The following is a 16368-nucleotide window of genomic DNA, read 5'->3' as shown; positions in this document are numbered from 1 at the left end:
GTTAAGACCTCACTCGCTGAATCTGTTTCTTGATTTTCGGGCCTAATTTCTGTTTACGCGAGAACAAGGCACCCGCAATTGCATAGGCAATCAGAATCAATGGATAGGCCCAAATGCCCATTTCTTCTTTACTGATCCGCGTCTTCACTGCCATCAGGGCCACAATCAGACTGGCAAAAATCATGAGGGCAGGAAATAACTTGAGATATCGACCCTGTCGTGGACTCACTTCAGACAAGGCCACAGCCAGAATCAGGGCAATCAGAATCGCAAAAGGAACAAACACCCGCCAGCCCAACTCACTGGCCACCACAGGATCCTGACGGTTCTGCCACAATTGCGAGGTCGGTAAGGCCTCAACTTCAGTACTGGCAAATTGCGCTTCTTCATCGCTTTCTAAGCGCAGACGATAGCTTTCAAATTCAGCTTGAGTATATTGCGGTGTACCCGGATAGATCTCATAACGGCGTCCATTAACCAGATCGACCACATTGGCAGCATCATTCGGTACTTCAATTCGGGTGGCTTCCTGCGCCAGAATCATCACATCCGGTTTGCCTTCTTTTTCCGCACGCTGATAAAAGAAAATATCTTTTAAATTTTTACGGTCTTCTGACAGGTCACCGGCATAAATGGTATAGGGCCCAGAGGAGATAAATTCTTTCGGTCGCACCAGGTCAAAGCCGGTACGTACCGCCTGACTGGTGGTCAGGGCTTCAAACTGGCGAATGCCCCACGGCGCAGCCCACAGCATCAATCCGGCCTGAGCAATCAAAAACACCAGGGTCATCGGCACCAGTAGACGCGCCAATTGATGCCGACTGACGCCACTGCCATTCATCACGGCCATTTCATGGTCGACATATAAACGGCCAAACACCAGCATCAGTCCAATAAAGAAACCGAGCGGAAGAATCAGGGTCAAGAATTCAGGCAAACGGTAGCCAATAATGCTAAATAAAATGCCTGCATCCAGACGGCCTTGCGCCGCGACACCAAAATACTTGATCAGTCGACCGCCCATCATGATCAAGGTCAATAAGGCAATCACCACCAAGGATGTCGAGACAACTTGCTTGACCAGATAACGCCGAATAATCAAATTAATTCTTCCAAAATAAGGTCCATAAAACGAGTGCTAGTTTACCCGAATAGCAAAAATATAAAACCTAGGCCGCCCTGCCCATTGAAAATCTATTCGGATAAATGTTTCAATGACTGAATGATTTACCCATCTAGACAGGCGTGAAAACAGAATATGAAACTTACAATTAATACGTCATTCCCAGAGAATGGATCAAGTCAATCTTTGTTGATTTTAGTTGACTCAGAACAACTTCAGAATACAACCGCAACCTATCAAATCAATAATTTAGACACATTAATTGAAGCCTCTCAATTCAAGGCAGCGTTGGCGGAAAGCCTGAGCCTGATTGGTCAGGTGAGCCAGTCCAGCCATGCAGCACTAATTGGTTTAGGCAAGGTCGCTGAACTGCAACCGGCAAAACTTGCAAAAATCGCGCAAACTATTATTCAAGTCACTCAAAAAAAATTCAAACAGATTTCTGTAGATCTGACACAACTTCCACAAGAATTCCATTATCTGTTTGCGCTCTTCCTGACTCAGGCCAGCTATGGTTATGATGAATATAAATCCAAGAAGAATGAATTTGTGCTCGAGCAGATCGACCTGATTGCCACTCATAGCGTCTTAACTACCGAACAGTTGCAACTGGTACAAGCAGTGCAAAGCGGACAAAATCTGGCACGTGACCTGGGCAACCGTCCGGGCAATATCTGTTTCCCTGAATATCTTGCAGAACAGGCGGTGGCTTTGGCGGCTGAATATCCAGACCTACTTAAAGTCACAGTGCTGGATGAACAGCAAATGGCAGATTTAGGCATGGGCGCCTTCCTTGCGGTAAGTAAAGGTTCAGAGCGTCCTGGTCGGATTATCAGCATGGAATATCAGTCAGAGCGTAGCGAAGCACCGGTAGTCTTGGTGGGTAAAGGCATTACGTTTGATACCGGCGGTATTTCCCTTAAACCAGGCGCAGGCATGGACGAGATGAAATACGACATGTGCGGTGCAGCTTCTGTACTCGGTACAATGCGTGCATTGTGCGAAGCCCGCTTACCTCTACATGTGGTGGGAACCATCGCTGCAGCAGAAAACATGCCTTCAGGTAAAGCCACCCGTCCTGGTGATATCGTAACGACCATGAGCGGTCAGACGGTTGAAATCCTGAATACCGATGCCGAAGGTCGTTTGGTCCTATGTGATACCTTGACCTATGTAAAACGTTTTAATCCTGCTTTGGTGATTGATATTGCGACCTTAACCGGTGCCTGTGTGGTCGCTTTGGGTTCAGTACTAACGGGTCTGTTCACGCCAGATGATAAACTGGCAGCAGAACTAGAAGCTGCCGGCCAGCATTCCTTTGACCGGGTATGGCGTATGCCGGTACTGGAAGACTATCAGGAACAACTGGATTCACCATTTGCCGACATTGGCAATATCGGTGGTCCAAAAGCCGGTTCTGTGACTGCAGCCTGCTTCCTGCAACGTTTTACCCGTGAATATCGCTGGGCACATCTCGATGTTGCAGGCACAGCGTGGAACTCAGGTACCAATAAAGGCGCAACGGGCCGTCCAGTCCCATTATTAATGCAATTCCTGGCGAATCGCGTTCAAAGCAATGGCTAAAGTCAGCTTTTATTTATTTGAAAAAAGCCCTGAACGACAAGTGGACAGCACTTGTCGTTTATGTCGTAAGATTCTGCGTCAGCCGGCGCGGATCTGGTTACTGTGTGCCGATACAGATTTGCAACAGCAGCTAGATGAATGTTTGTGGAGTTTTGATCCAGTCAGTTTTATTCCACATGGTATTGACCAGCCTCAGGCCACGGTCTGTATTTCGGCGACACTACCGGAACAGTCCGACTGGATTATTTTCAATTTTAATCCGGAAGCACTTGAACCTTACGCAAAATTTAGTCACATTATTGAGATCATTGAAAACCATGAAACGGCTAAACAGCTGGGTCGTGAAAAATTCAAGCAATATCGTCGTTTAGGTATTGAACCGGACACCCATAAGCTTTAACCGATATCATCCACAAGGAGAGGCACGTGGCATTAAATGTAGGTCCCGATTTTAAACAGCGCTGGTTAAATGTGCCGGAAGCTGTACGTCAGACCTTTATCGATGACCTCTCTCGGATCTGCGATATTTTAAAGCCAGAAACGTCTTTGGAAGAATGGCAGAGTCGCGACCAGCGCTTGCAACAGGAATCTGAACGCAAGATCGAAGCCGCGTATGCGCAGCGCAAGGCCGAATTGATTGAAGAAGCCCGTATTCGCAAACAGCTTGCGCTTGAAAAGGCCTTGGCCGAGAAACGTGCCGAAGAACAGGTCTATCAAGAACAGCTACGTCATGAGGAACAGCGCAAATTTAGCGAACAGAGTCAGGCGCTCGCTGAAATAAATACGCATCTAGAGGCTGAAGTGCAGCACTATGTCGCACGTTATGCAAAAAATCCTGAGACGACTTTTGATTTTGCCAGAGGTCGCATCCAGATTGAGGACCAGAGCATTTTATCCGAATTAGAAAGTGTACGTTTACGTCTGGAACTTGAGGCAGAAACCGTGATTGAACAGACCGTCAATGCACTGCGTGAAAAAATGCGTGCGGCGGCCAAAGAAGAAATCGAGTATATGCTGAAAAATTCTGAATTTTCTGATCAGCCACGCAATATTTAAATGAGCCTTTCACATTAAAAAAGCCCGAAAATTTGGGCTTTTTTATCTTCTATGTCGCATCTTACAAAAAATCTGCCAGCATAAAGGCAGCATTTCCGAGCAGATAGCCAATGCTTAATAAAGTGCCAATCCAGAGGATGCCACCCGCAATATTATAAAAGCTGAATGTGGCAAAGCTCATATGCGCTGAACCGGCAGCAAAAGGGCCAAATGAGCGGACAAAGGGAATAAAACGTGCGATTAAAATAGTTTTACCGCCATGTTTCATAAAATAGTGGTTGGTTTTCACCATATATTCCGGCTTAAAATAGCGTGAATGTTGATTGAAATATTTTAAGCCAAGAACTTTTCCGGTGTAATAATTCACGCTATAGCCCAGCACCGAAGCAGTGAATAACAACAGCCCCATCGAATGCAGGGTCACCAGATCGCTGCTGGCGCACAAAGCTCCCACAGCCAGCAATAGACTGTCGCCGGGCAGGAAAAAGAAAAACACCGAACCGGTTTCTGCAAAAATCACCAGAAACAGGATTGCATAAATCCATACCCCATATTGATCGAGCAATAGCGGCAATGACTGTTCCAAGTTAAGTAAAAAATCGAGCATTCGACCCGTCCACCCAGGCAATATTTGCAAGTTGAACTGCTGATTATCCCGAAAAATAAAAAAACAGTCTAATTTTTCAATCAGACTGTTCAGTAAATCAACATTTCTCTTATTTTAAGAAACCATTTTCAGCCAGAAAATCCATGCTGATTTTCGATTGTTCAGTGGTTTCGGCGGCTTTATCACCGAGCAATAAACGCTCGATATAACGTGCCAGCACATCAACCTCCAGATTGACCTTGCTGCCAACTTTCCAGGTACCGATATTGGTCCGTTCAGCCGTATGCGGAATCAGGTTCAGACTGATCACACTGCCACGTAAATGATTAATGGTCAGGCTAATACCATCAACTGTAACCGAGCCTTTTTCTGCCAGATATTTGGCAATTTCAGCAGGTGCAGTGACTTCATAATAAATTGAACGTGCATCTTCACGTACCAGGGTGATCTCGCCGACTGCATCGACATGACCTGACACAATATGACCGCCAAAACGCGTAGTCGGCAACATGGCTTTTTCAACATTGACAGGTTGACCGGCTTTCCAGGTGCTGAGCGTGGTCCGGTTCAGACTTTCACGGGAAACATCAGCCGCATACCAGTTCTCGCCCCAGTCGATCACGGTCAGGCAGATACCATTGGTCGCGATAGAATCACCCAGATGTACATCAGACATGTCCAGATCGGTCTGGATGCGTAAACGTACATCACCACCAACGCTTTGCAGACTTTCGACTTTGCCGAGGCTTTCGATAATACCTGTAAACATTTTTATTTCCTTTTCAATTCTTTTACCAGAGGGCCAACTGGGTACTAACGCCGGTCGTATCCACACCGCCCAATTCTGCATAATGATGCAGCTGGCTGAGTAATTGACGGATCGGTGGACCTGACTTGGCGTGGGTATCGGTAATCACAATAAATTCCAGCACGCGGGCACGTTCAGACTGGCGCTGTTTGCTGACACGATAACGTGGCACATCCTGGGTTAGCAAGGTCACCCGGCCACGTTTCAGATTGGCCTGTAACAAATCGGTAGCGCTGATATTACCGTCAGTTGAATAACTGGTCAGAATGAAACGTGCATTGATGGTGGCCAACAGGCTCTCGTAAGCTTCTTTGGCATATTTAGAGGAATTGTACTGACTCGGACGCTCTTTGCGCCATGCCCGGTCAATCCCGCTCTTAAAGCCCTTGGTATCCGGAGTCGGTAAATCGGCCTGATCCCATAAGGTCAGCGCATTCAGCACATGATAATTACTGCTATAAGCATGCTGATTATACGGTGGATCCAGATAAGCTACATCTACTTCAAAGCCGCTCATCTGGTTGGCCAGATGCTGGGCATCGACACACCACATTTCTGCGGCCATTCCCTTTTTCTGATCCGACTCGCAAAAACGGCTTGGAGTCAGCCACAGCAATGATTCAATCCGTTCCAGCGCAGTTTGGGTTTTCCCGCCCCAGCCATGATGAAAGCTTTTGAAAACGCCTGAAGTATTGCTGACAAAACTGGCGGAATAAAGCAAAGGGGCCAGCAAGGCAGACATTTCCACATCATCAATTGCACCTTGTGCCTGCCAGGCGGCAATCTGCTGACGGATGGCATCAATACGCATGCCGTTACGACGTTTAAAGAACAAACGGTCACGGGCCGGATCATAAATTTCATCATTGCGCGGACACAGGTTATGCGTCACCCAGCCCTTCACTTCCGGCAGACGGTTTAGATAATCAATCGCTTTCTGATAACCACCCAGCTCTTTAAATGCTGGCGCTTCCGTACAGGCCAGTACTGCATGATTCAGCGCATGGCTATACGGCTCCCAGTCATTGGCAATCACGCGATAGCCATTCTGACGGGCCAAACGTGAAACCACACCTGAACCGGCAAAAAAATCAGCAAAGATCGGCGCACGACCATCGCTACGTTTCAGGGTTCCTGTACTTTCCAACGCTTCCAGAATTAAATGCAGTAAACGGCGTTTGTTACCTAGATAAGGAACCAGCTGATGGAAAAGATATTCATCGGTGGTACGTGCCGCATGGCGACGTTTATGATAAACCGTAGACTCTGAACTCATAGTGTCTCTTGAAAAGAAATTAGCCTGAAGCGCACGTCATCACCTAAGCGAGTTACATCGCGCAGCTTAAATCGGAGTTGTTCGGCCATATGGCTAAATTCTGCATTAAACATGGTACGCGCAGACTGACCCAATAGGGTCGGTGCAACGTAACTGATCAGTTCATCAACCAATTTTTGTTGTAAAAATGCCGTAGATAAGGTCGCCCCTGCTTCCACCAGGACATCATAAATCTGATGCTGCTGAACCAGTTGCTTTAATAATTCTGCTAAAGGCTGTACCGGCAAGTGTAGCACACCCAGGTCTGCAAGCTCTTGACGAAATGGCCCCATGACCATCACTGTTTCAGGTTGCACTAAAATTTTTGCGTTGAGTGGTAAACGCCCCTGACGGTCCAGAATAATCCGTTTCGGTTGCACCACAGTCTTGATATCTTCAAGGCCATCCAGTTGACGCACATTCAGTTCACAGTCATCCGCAAGAACCGTATCAATCCCGGTAATCACTGCGCCTGAAATCGCACGCCAGTGCTGTACATCCTGACGTGCTGCTACACCGGTAATCCATTTTGATTCACCCGATGCCATTGCGGTACGGCCATCCAGGCTTGAGGCAATTTTTAAACGCACATAAGGCATGCCAGTCGCCATGGCTTTCAGGAAACCTTGATTCAGCTCATGCGCTTCATCTTCACAGATGCCAACGTCTACCTCAATGCCCGCATCTTTCAGGATCTGTACGCCCTTTCCGGCCACTAGCGGATTGGGATCAGGACAGGCCACGACAACTTTAGCCACACCTGCTTCCACCAGACCTTTGGCACAAGGCGGTGTCCGGCCATAATGCGCACAAGGTTCTAGAGTCACATAAGCGGTTGCACCACGTGCCTGTTCACCGGCCTGACGCAGCGCAAAGACTTCAGCATGTGGCTGGCCGGCTTGGGGATGAAAGCCTTCACCAATCACGATGCCATCTTTAACAATGACACAGCCGACATTCGGATTCGGTTTGGTGGAATATTGCCCCTGACGTGCCAATTCAATGGCCCGGCGCATCCAGATTTGATCTTGATTCAGTTCAGCCATGCTTATTCTTGTAATTCTCGTTGTTGCATCTGTTCAATCTGATGACGAAAAGCTTCGACATCCTGAAAATCCTGATAGACCGAAGCAAAACGCACATAGGCAACATGATCCAGAGCAAATAAAGACTGCATCACGATTTCACCGATGGTACGTGATTTCACATCACGCTCACCCAGACGGCGAATCTGTAGCTGAATATCGCTCAGCACTGTTTCAATCTGCTCCTGGGTCACCGGGCGTTTTTGCAAGGCATGCATCAGGGAACGACGTAGTTTGGCTTCATCGAAAGGTTCATTTTTGCCATCCGACTTGATGACGCGCGGCATCACCACTTCATAGCTTTCAAAGGTAGTGAAGCGTTCATTACAACTGACACATTCACGGCGACGACGAATCTGACAGCCTTCAGCTGCCAGGCGTGAATCAATCACTTTACTGTCTGCAGTATTGCAAAATGGGCAATGCATAGCGGTTTAATTGAACAAATCCAGATGGATTCCGAGTGTAGCAAAAATTACAAACTTTGTAGAGTTTTACGCAACATATAGAAAAAAAACAGCCCATTCGGGCTGTTTTACACTATATATTGATTATGGTGTATTTATTATTATTCGACACGTTCGCCATGTTGGCTTAAATCCAGACCCATACGCTCATCATCAGATGCCACACGGATTCCAATGATCAAGTCGATGACTTTCAGGATAATGAAGGTCATGATCGCAGAGTAAGCAATTGTCGCCAGTACACCTTCCACTTGCACCCAAAGCTGATGCATGACATTGGCAGGGGCATTGTCACCCATGATGAATTCGCTGGCAAAGAACGCGGTTAAAATCGCACCGACAATACCACCTACACCATGCAAGCCAAAAGCATCTAAAGAATCATCGGCTTTCAATACGCGTTTCAGTGCTGTAATCCCCCAGAAACACACCACACCACCGATCAGACCCATCGCCAATGCACCGCCTACAGTCACAAAACCTGCAGCTGGAGTAATGACCACCAGACCAGCAACTGCACCCGATACGCCGCCCAGTACAGAAGCTTTACCACGTGCCAGTTTTTCAGTGATTAACCAAGAGATAGCTGCTGCCGCTGCAGCGACTTGAGTCACGATCAAAGCATAGCCTGCAGAACCGTTGGCACCTAATGCAGAACCACCGTTGAAACCGAACCAGCCTACCCAGAGTAAAGATGCACCAATTACAGTAAGGGTCAGGTTATGTGGTGCCATAGATTCACGACCCAAACCCATACGTTTGCCCAGCATATATGCCGCTACCAGACCGGCAACACCCGAGTTGATATGTACAACCGTACCACCGGCAAAATCAAGCGCGCCGTCGTTACCTAACCAGCCACCACCCCATACCCAGTGGGTAATTGGTGCATAAACAATCACCACCCAAAGTGCGATAAAAGCAACGAAAGCACCAAATTTCATACGCTCTGCAATCGAACCGCTGATGATGGCAACCGTAATGATGGCAAAAGTCATTTGGAAAATCACAAACAGGATTTCAGGAATCGTGCCTGAAAGCGCCTCTGTGGTAATACCGGCCAGCATGAACTTGTCCAGACCGCCTATAAAGGCATTGCCTTCACCGAAAGCTAGGGTATAACCAATAATCACCCAAGCAATACTGACCACCGCCGCAGCAATAAAGCTATGTGCCATCGTCGCCAGAACGTTTTTCTTGCGGACCATACCGCCATAAAATAGCGCCAAGCCAGGAATGGTCATGAGTAAAACTAGAGCGGTAGAGGTTAAAACCCAGGCGGTATCGCCGGTATCTAGCGTTGGTTCTTCTTCTGCAGGCGCTGCAGCTTCAACTGGCGCTGCTTCAGCAATTGCTGCTATCGTGTCTGTTGTTGTATTTGTTGTATCGCCTGCTTCTTCAACAAGCACAATTTCTTCTGTCGGTGCTGTTGCTGTTGCAGCTTCTTCAGCCCATGCAACAGAACCACCAAAAAGAGCGCCGGCCATGCCGAACGCGAGTAGCATTTTTTTCATTCGTATCCCCCAACCAAGTTTTTGTGAGTTATTAGGTACTCAGCAAACTTCGTGCCAAGTTAGACAGCGTCTGCACCTGTTTCACCTGTACGAATACGGATGACTTGTTCTAAGTTGGTCACGAAAATTTTTCCGTCACCGATTTTTCCAGTGCTCGCCACACGAGTAATAGATTCAATCACCGCGTCTACCATTTCATCGCTAATCGCGATTTCAATTTTGACTTTCGGCAAGAAATCTACAACGTATTCAGCACCACGATAGAGTTCAGTGTGGCCTTTTTGACGACCAAAGCCTTTCACTTCAGTTACAGTGATGCCTTGAACACCAATTTCAGACAATGCTTCGCGAACATCGTCTAATTTAAAAGGTTTTACAATTGCAGTTACGAGCTTCATGTTTGTTTTCCTTCGGCTTATTTCACCAGTAAGGTTTTACGTTCAAATTTCATGCCAAGATTCCTAAGGTCGGGGGAAATTAGAAAGCCCGGCATGTGGTTTATTTATACCTTATTTTATACGGATAAAGGCTTTGAATCTTCAAAAAATAGACATTTTTTATGTGGATTTTTACAATATCTTTAATCGAATAAGTCTATATTTTGTCTGAAATACTATAGTCTGCATTTTAGCAATGCTAAACTGTCGGTTCCTTTCTACGGCGATGGATCAGACAATGATTGAAACTTTATTACAAGCAATTTTGCAGCAAGTCGAACAACCTAAGAAAGATTTGGAACATAATATCCGTGCCTTGTTAAATGAAGCTGTGGCGAAAATGGATTTGGTGTCTAAAGAAGAAATAGAACGTCAGCGTACTGCCCTAAATAATGCCAATCATCGCCTGAATGATTTACTGAAACAGGTGGAAGCATTAGAAGAGAGAATTTCGAACAAAAAATAAGCACAACTACAGTGCATAAAAGACACCAGAACTATAAAAATAACGCACCAAATTGGAACAATAATAATGTCTTTTGCCAAAATTTATACACGAGGCTTGCTGGGCCTGCATGCGCCTTTAATTGAAGTCGAAGTTCATGTCAGTTCGGGTATGCCTTCGCTCACTATAGTGGGGCTTCCCGAAGCGGCGGTACGTGAAAGTAAAGACCGGGTCCGTTCTGCCATTTTGAATAGCGGCTTTCAATTTCCAACCAAACGTCTGACCATTAATCTGGCCCCTGCAGATCTGCCAAAAGATGGCTCACGTCTGGACTTACCGATTGCTTTAGGTATTTTAGTGGCCTCTGGGCAGCTGCCTGAAAATTGCACCGAGCATCTTGAATTTATTGGAGAATTGGCCCTCGATGGTCAATTACGTCCTGTCAGCGGCACCTTAAGTATTGCCATTGCCTGTCAAAGTGATCAGCATCAACTGATTTTGCCTGGCCCCAATGCACAGGAAGCCTGTCAGCTCCCAGACTTTAAAGTCTTTGCAGCCAATCATTTAAAAGAAGTGTGTGAACATCTTTCCCAAGCGCAGCGCTTACCGCAAATAGAAGCCAGTCCACTCAATACAGACCATTTTTATAAGTTTGATCTGGCGGATGTAAAAGGACAATTACGACCACGGCGTGGCTTGGAAATTGCTGCGGCAGGTGGTCATTCCCTGCTGTTTCGAGGCCCACCCGGAACAGGCAAGACCTTGCTGGCTTCTCGATTGGCCAGTATTTTGCCGCCCTTAAAGACGCAGGAAAATCTGGAAGTGGCCAGTATTTATTCGGTGGCGAATGCCAATCACCCTTTTGGACAACGGCCGTTTCGAGCACCACACCATACTGCTTCTGCGGTGGCATTGGTCGGTGGCGGCTCACACCCCAAGCCAGGAGAAATTACCCTGGCACATTTAGGGGTTTTATTTCTGGACGAACTGCCTGAATTCGACCGCAAAGTGCTGGAGGTTCTACGTCAGCCTTTGGAAGCCAAGGAAATCGTCATTTCCCGGGCATCACGCCAAATTACCTTTCCGGCTAATTTCCAGTTGGTGGCTGCCATGAATCCATGTCCATGTGGGTATGCATTCAATCAAGATATCCGCTGCCAATGTTCACCCGAAAGTATTAAACGCTATCAGAACCGGATTTCAGGCCCGTTGCTGGATCGGATTGATTTGCATATTGATGTACCGCCATTACAAGCGCATGAATTACAGGACAATCGACCTACAGAAAACTCAGAAACGGTTAGACAACGCGTCATTGCAGCCTATGAAATTCAGATGCAACGGCAAAATACCTTGAATATGAGTTTGAGTCCAAAGCAGTTAGAGCAATATGCCGCATTAGATCAGTCTGCTCAGAATATGCTTGAAATGGCTCAGCAAAAACTGAATTTATCAGCGCGCGGCTATCATCGGGTCTTGCGTGTTGCACGCACCATTGCCGATTTAAATCAAAGTCCAGATATTCAAAGTCAGCATCTTTCGGAGGCCCTGTCTTATCGCGGGCAGCAGCAGATTTAGATCATTAAAAAAAGGCGACCTAAGGTCGCCTTTTTATCTAAAGAGGATTAGAAGCTATAACCCAGTCCAAATACGACTTTATTCTTTTGTTTTTCATCAAAACGATCATAACCACCCAAGATATAATTCATGCTTGCAGTTACACCTGTGTCACCAAGTGGCTTGCTTAAACCGATGTCAAAATGACGGAAACCAAAACTTTCTGTAGTTCCTTCAATAAAGTCACCTGATTTTTCATAAGCGTATAAGCCTAAAGCTGTATCCAAGCTGAAATCTTGTGGTAAAGCATAGCTATAAGTAGCTTTTAAATAGGTATCACCTGCATTGCCCCAAGTAGTATCTTCAAGAAGAGTTTGTGCTGTAACGCCCAAATCTTTATAGCTCATACCCAGTAACAGCTCAAATCCATCAGAATTGACATCAGATTCATAATAATAATAGTAGGTCGTACCGATCGTTAAACCTAAGTCATCATTGACTGCATGGCTATAGCCAGCATAGAAGTTATTTTCGAAAGCATCACGTCCTTCTTCAGACAAAGGGTAATCTAGCGTAGATCCCCACCAACCTGCATAGAAGCCAGACGCATGGTTATAATCAAGTCCACCTTGTAAGGTAGCGCCGCTATTTTCAGGAATGTTAGTAATACCACGCAAGTTATAGCTCGAAAGTACGCTGATATTTCCAGATACCGTATGTTCAGCAACAGGTTCTTCAGCAAAAGTAAAAGAAGATACAGCGCCCAATAAAGCAAGAGATAATACTTTTAATGTTAATTTCATTGTGTGGCTCCCCCCAGATCGTCTGAGACGTTTTTATGATCATTGATTAAACTCAAGCTCAAAATTTGCAAGAGCTATGCCAATCTGGATAAAAGGAACCAAAATAATAAATCTAAAAATATAAATAAAATTTAAGTTATTGTTTTTAATTTAAAATTTGAATTATAAAAAACTGAATTATCTAGGCTTTCTTTTAAATAAATGTATTTAAGGCTATTTCATCACTTTTTTAATACTTATACATAATCATTTACAATTTGCCCCATTTTGATTCCATTTTTGTAATGATTAAAATTTGTGCTAAAAAATAGTGCGTAATTTTTGATCATATTTTTCTCCCGTTTCAAAATAAATAAGCTGATCACATTCATTTCACCACTTTAGAAATATCATTTATAATTTCCAATAAAATTATGTTTTTACTCACTTTTTACCGATAGGTTAGAAATTAATCACCTCAAATCCTTGCTATTGTTTAATTTGAGTTAAAAAAATCTAAACTTTAGTGGAATATATCCAATAAAAAATGACATTTTTTCAGCAATTCTTATACAATTCCTAAAAAATTCCGATCAATTTGTATAAGGCTCTCTTCCCAATGCAAAATTCAAAAAAATTAACATTAGCAGTTTTGATTCAGGCTGCTTTGGTTTCTACCGCTTTCGCTAGCGAGCAAAGCGAGTCTAAAGGTTTTGTAGAAGATGCTGAAGGTTCTGTACTTTTCCGTACCGGCTATTTGCACCGTGACAAGAAAAATAACGTACCAGATACGAGCTCATTTGCACAAACTGCGATTGTTAAACTAGACTCTGGCTTTACTCAAGGTACTGTAGGCTTTGGTGCTGGTATTATTGGTGATGCTTCATTTAAATTGGGTGAAAATGGTCATACTGGCAATGATATGATCCCAGTCCACCCTCAAAATAATGCTGATGGTACTAAAGATGCTTATGACCACTGGGCTCGTGGCGGTGCATATGTGAAAGCTCGTGTATCAAATACGACTGCGACTTACGGTACTCAGGTTTTAGACTTACCTGTACTTGCAAGCAATACTGCGCGTTTAGTGCCTGAATACTATACTGGCGTATTGGTTCAAAGTAACGAAATTGAAAACTTAAACCTGATTGCTGGTAAATTCACAGAAAATCAGCTTTCCAACCAAATCAATTCCGATGGTGCAAAGCTGGATCGTGCAGTGGTTTGGGGCGCGAAATATAAATTTAATGATGCAGTTAATGCTTCTTATTATGGTACAGACATTAAAGACCGCTTAGACCGCCACTATGTTAATGCCAACTATAGCTATGCATTGGCAGATAAAAGCACATTAACTCATGATTTCAGTGGTTACCATACAAAATGGGATAAAGAAGCAAATCCATATCTTTATTCTCAAATCGGCTCACCAGATGATTCATTCGATAATACTATTTTAGCTTTATCTACAACTTATAATCATGGTCCACATAATGTCATGCTTGCTTACCAGCAAAATTTTGGTAACACTGGCTATGACTATGGTTTGGGTACAGGCGTAGGTGATGGTAAACAATCGATTTATATGCCGAATTCATACCTGTCTGACTTTATTGGTAATGACGAAAAATCAGCGCAACTTCAATATACATTTGACTTTGGTGCTGTAAATGTTCCTGGATTATCTTGGACATCTGCTTTTGTTTATGGTTGGGATATTAAAGCTACTAACAATGCAGGTACTATGATCAGTGATAATGAGCATGAGCGCGAATTCTTTAACCAAGTGAAATATACTGTTCAGTCTGGTTTTGCGAAAGATGCAAGCTTACGTCTTCGTCATTCTTACTACCGTGCAAGTGATGATTATCAATCTAACTACATTGGTGACACTAATGAATGGCGTATCTGGTTAGACATTCCTGTAAAATTATTCTAATTCACACGAATTTCAAGCCATAAAAAAACCTGCACATTGTGCAGGTTTTTTTATTTCAGGCTTTAAAATTTTAAAGCCTAGACCACAGAAAGCAATTATTTGTTTGCTTCTGCATAAGCTGCAATTGAATCCAGTACTTCTTGTTTCGCAACATCAGCACTTTCCCAACCACTGAGCTTGACCCATTTTCCTGGCTCTAAATCTTTGTAGTGCTGGAAGAAATGTTCGATCTGGCTAATCAACAATGGAGGAAGATCAGTATATTCCTGAACATCTTTGTAGATTGGAGTCAGTTTGTCATGTGGAACTGCAACCAGTTTCGCATCAACACCACCGTCATCTTCCATGTTCAATTTACCGACAGGACGGCAACGAATCACAGAACCTGGCTCTACTGGATGAGGCGTTACAACCAGTACGTCTAATGGATCACCATCAAGCGATAGTGTGTTTGGTACATAACCGTAGTTTGCTGGGTAGAACATTGCTGTACCCATGAAACGGTCTACAAATAACGCATCAGAATCTTTATCGATTTCGTATTTGATTGGTGCTGCATTTGCAGGAATTTCGATGATCACATAGATATCGTTTGGCGCATCTTTACCCGCTGGGATATTGCTGTAGCTCATAGCATCACTCTTTAACAAGTTATATCTTTTAAAAAACCGCGACAATTATAACGGTTTTTAAAGATTTTTTTGGATTTTAAAATATCGAACTGTAAATATGTCCGCAGACCTGATGACTTAAACCAACTTGATGATCAGCAGCAATAAGGTCACAGGACATAACATCGAGAGCAACCATACGATAGAGCGTAAAGTCGCCCAGTTGGCCAAATAGCAGATTCCGTACAACACACGAAAAACCAGATAAGCCACACCAAAAATCATGACCAAATCTTGTGATATCACCATGTACTCTGCCATCAAGATCGCAGCAATAAAGAGTGGTAAACTTTCAAAGCTATTCTGCTGGGCAGCATTGGCGCGACTGGCCAAGCCTGAAGACTTTTCTAAAAATGCCCGTGGATTCTGATTGTCTTTAGTGCTGAAGCCTGCTGATTTTTTTGCAATCAATGTAAACACATAAGGCAAAAGACAAGCGGCCAAAATGAGATAAATAACCCCACTAATGCTGTGCATCTGTTTTTTCTCATGAAAATTTTATCTCTATCATAGCATGGCATTTCGTGAATAAATTTTGTTAAATAGAGTGCTTTTTATTACTTGTTAAGGATTCACTATGGTCGCGCCTGATCAAAATGAAATGTTCGATGTCCTCGAGAAACAACGCCAGCATCAACGTCAAGTGGATCGCGTATTAAAAATTGTCCTACCGATTGTGGCATTTCTGATGGCTGTCATTTGTGCCAATATGAATATCTGGTCACCAATCTTCACCTTTGCCATTTTATGGATTGCCTTTTATTTCGTCGGTATCAAGCGTATGCCTCTCTGGCACTGGCTGGTCGCGATTCTGGTGTATTGCTTGGTCGATAACATTCTAAGTTATGGCAGCTTTAATCAAACCGGATTTACTCGCCAGTTTGGCACCATGTTTATCTTCTTGGGAGTAGTTGGTGTAGGTCGTCCTTATTTTGATCGCTGGTTAATGAAAAAATAAAAAGTCCAAATCAAAAAAGC

Annotated in this window: 18 protein-coding genes; 7 read left to right on the top strand and 11 right to left on the bottom strand. The window is 44.3% G+C overall.

The window, feature by feature from the left end; translation table 11 throughout:
* Position 1 precedes the first annotated feature (1 nt).
* On the bottom strand, positions 2-1102 hold the full coding sequence (gene lptF, locus Q9R24_RS04315; RefSeq protein WP_004281053.1) for an LPS export ABC transporter permease LptF: 1101 nt from the start codon (positions 1100-1102) through the stop codon (positions 2-4).
* Positions 1103-1258: 156 nt separating this feature from the next.
* Here lptF and Q9R24_RS04310 point away from each other — a divergent pair, with 156 nt between their 5' ends.
* From Q9R24_RS04310 to Q9R24_RS04300, 3 genes are read left to right on the top strand one after another with little or no spacing between them, the layout of a single operon-like run.
* The gene (locus tag Q9R24_RS04310) at positions 1259-2707 is read left to right on the top strand and encodes a leucyl aminopeptidase (RefSeq protein WP_191112166.1); all 1449 of its coding nucleotides are present in this window, start codon (positions 1259-1261) and stop codon (positions 2705-2707) included.
* Complete coding sequence (locus Q9R24_RS04305; RefSeq protein ID WP_174894119.1) at positions 2700-3107, top strand: DNA polymerase III subunit chi; 408 nt, start codon at positions 2700-2702, stop codon at positions 3105-3107. Before Q9R24_RS04310 ends, Q9R24_RS04305 begins: the two co-directional genes overlap by 8 nt.
* Before the next feature lie 26 nt (positions 3108-3133).
* Entirely contained in the window at positions 3134-3763 is a 630-nt protein-coding gene (locus tag Q9R24_RS04300) for a hypothetical protein (protein WP_311203785.1), read from the top strand.
* 61 nt (positions 3764-3824) lie between these two features.
* On the opposite strand, the gene Q9R24_RS04295 is transcribed toward Q9R24_RS04300, so the two are convergent.
* The 7 genes from Q9R24_RS04295 to glnK form a co-directional block, all read right to left on the bottom strand.
* The gene (locus Q9R24_RS04295) at positions 3825-4370 is read right to left on the bottom strand and encodes a VTT domain-containing protein (RefSeq protein ID WP_004281049.1); all 546 of its coding nucleotides are present in this window, start codon (positions 4368-4370) and stop codon (positions 3825-3827) included.
* Between the two features lie 109 nt (positions 4371-4479).
* Positions 4480-5139 carry a riboflavin synthase gene (locus Q9R24_RS04290; protein ID WP_311203784.1) on the bottom strand — a complete coding sequence of 220 codons (660 nt, stop codon included), beginning with the start codon at positions 5137-5139 and terminating at the stop codon, positions 4480-4482.
* Between the two features lie 22 nt (positions 5140-5161).
* Complete coding sequence (locus tag Q9R24_RS04285) at positions 5162-6454, bottom strand: DNA adenine methylase (RefSeq protein WP_004281046.1); 1293 nt, start codon at positions 6452-6454, stop codon at positions 5162-5164.
* On the bottom strand, positions 6451-7539 hold the full coding sequence (ribD, locus tag Q9R24_RS04280) for a bifunctional diaminohydroxyphosphoribosylaminopyrimidine deaminase/5-amino-6-(5-phosphoribosylamino)uracil reductase RibD (protein ID WP_311203783.1): 1089 nt from the start codon (positions 7537-7539) through the stop codon (positions 6451-6453). Before ribD ends, Q9R24_RS04285 begins: the two co-directional genes overlap by 4 nt.
* 2 nt (positions 7540-7541) lie before the next feature.
* Positions 7542-8006 carry a transcriptional regulator NrdR gene (gene nrdR, locus Q9R24_RS04275; RefSeq protein WP_004281044.1) on the bottom strand — a complete coding sequence of 155 codons (465 nt, stop codon included), beginning with the start codon at positions 8004-8006 and terminating at the stop codon, positions 7542-7544.
* 140 nt (positions 8007-8146) lie between these two features.
* Positions 8147-9559, bottom strand: a complete 1413-nt coding sequence (locus Q9R24_RS04270) for an ammonium transporter (protein WP_311203782.1) — start codon at positions 9557-9559, stop codon at positions 8147-8149.
* 59 nt (positions 9560-9618) lie between these two features.
* A complete protein-coding gene (glnK, locus tag Q9R24_RS04265) occupies positions 9619-9957 on the bottom strand; it encodes a P-II family nitrogen regulator (RefSeq protein ID WP_004281042.1) in 339 nt (112 codons plus the stop codon).
* A gap of 277 nt (positions 9958-10234) precedes the next feature.
* Between glnK and Q9R24_RS04260 the strand changes: the two genes are divergently transcribed.
* On the top strand, positions 10235-10462 hold the full coding sequence (locus tag Q9R24_RS04260) for an accessory factor UbiK family protein (protein ID WP_004732524.1): 228 nt from the start codon (positions 10235-10237) through the stop codon (positions 10460-10462).
* 66 nt (positions 10463-10528) lie between these two features.
* The gene (locus Q9R24_RS04255) at positions 10529-12019 is read left to right on the top strand and encodes a YifB family Mg chelatase-like AAA ATPase (RefSeq protein ID WP_004732527.1); all 1491 of its coding nucleotides are present in this window, start codon (positions 10529-10531) and stop codon (positions 12017-12019) included.
* Between the two features lie 47 nt (positions 12020-12066).
* Here Q9R24_RS04255 and Q9R24_RS04250 read toward each other — a convergent pair whose 3' ends face one another.
* Positions 12067-12801 (bottom strand): TorF family putative porin, encoded by a 735-nt coding sequence (locus tag Q9R24_RS04250; RefSeq protein WP_004732532.1) that lies wholly within the window; start codon positions 12799-12801, stop codon positions 12067-12069.
* A gap of 598 nt (positions 12802-13399) precedes the next feature.
* On the opposite strand from Q9R24_RS04250, the gene Q9R24_RS04245 reads away from it, so the two are divergent.
* Positions 13400-14719 (top strand): OprD family outer membrane porin, encoded by a 1320-nt coding sequence (locus Q9R24_RS04245; RefSeq protein WP_044108965.1) that lies wholly within the window; start codon positions 13400-13402, stop codon positions 14717-14719.
* 95 nt (positions 14720-14814) lie between these two features.
* Here Q9R24_RS04245 and ppa read toward each other — a convergent pair whose 3' ends face one another.
* Both ppa and Q9R24_RS04235 read right to left on the bottom strand, forming a co-directional pair.
* Entirely contained in the window at positions 14815-15351 is a 537-nt protein-coding gene (gene ppa / locus Q9R24_RS04240) for an inorganic diphosphatase (protein ID WP_005248436.1), read from the bottom strand.
* Positions 15352-15468: 117 nt separating this feature from the next.
* A complete protein-coding gene (locus Q9R24_RS04235) occupies positions 15469-15867 on the bottom strand; it encodes an MAPEG family protein (protein ID WP_044108964.1) in 399 nt (132 codons plus the stop codon).
* A gap of 100 nt (positions 15868-15967) precedes the next feature.
* Between Q9R24_RS04235 and Q9R24_RS04230 the strand changes: the two genes are divergently transcribed.
* A complete protein-coding gene (locus Q9R24_RS04230; RefSeq protein WP_005108436.1) occupies positions 15968-16348 on the top strand; it encodes a hypothetical protein in 381 nt (126 codons plus the stop codon).
* Positions 16349-16368: the final 20 nt, after the last annotated feature.

Origin of the sequence: Acinetobacter sp. RRD8 (assembly GCF_031844225.1) — a bacterium.
In the GTDB taxonomy this organism is placed as follows: domain Bacteria; phylum Pseudomonadota; class Gammaproteobacteria; order Pseudomonadales; family Moraxellaceae; genus Acinetobacter.
This window is presented reverse-complemented; position numbering and strand designations above follow the sequence as displayed.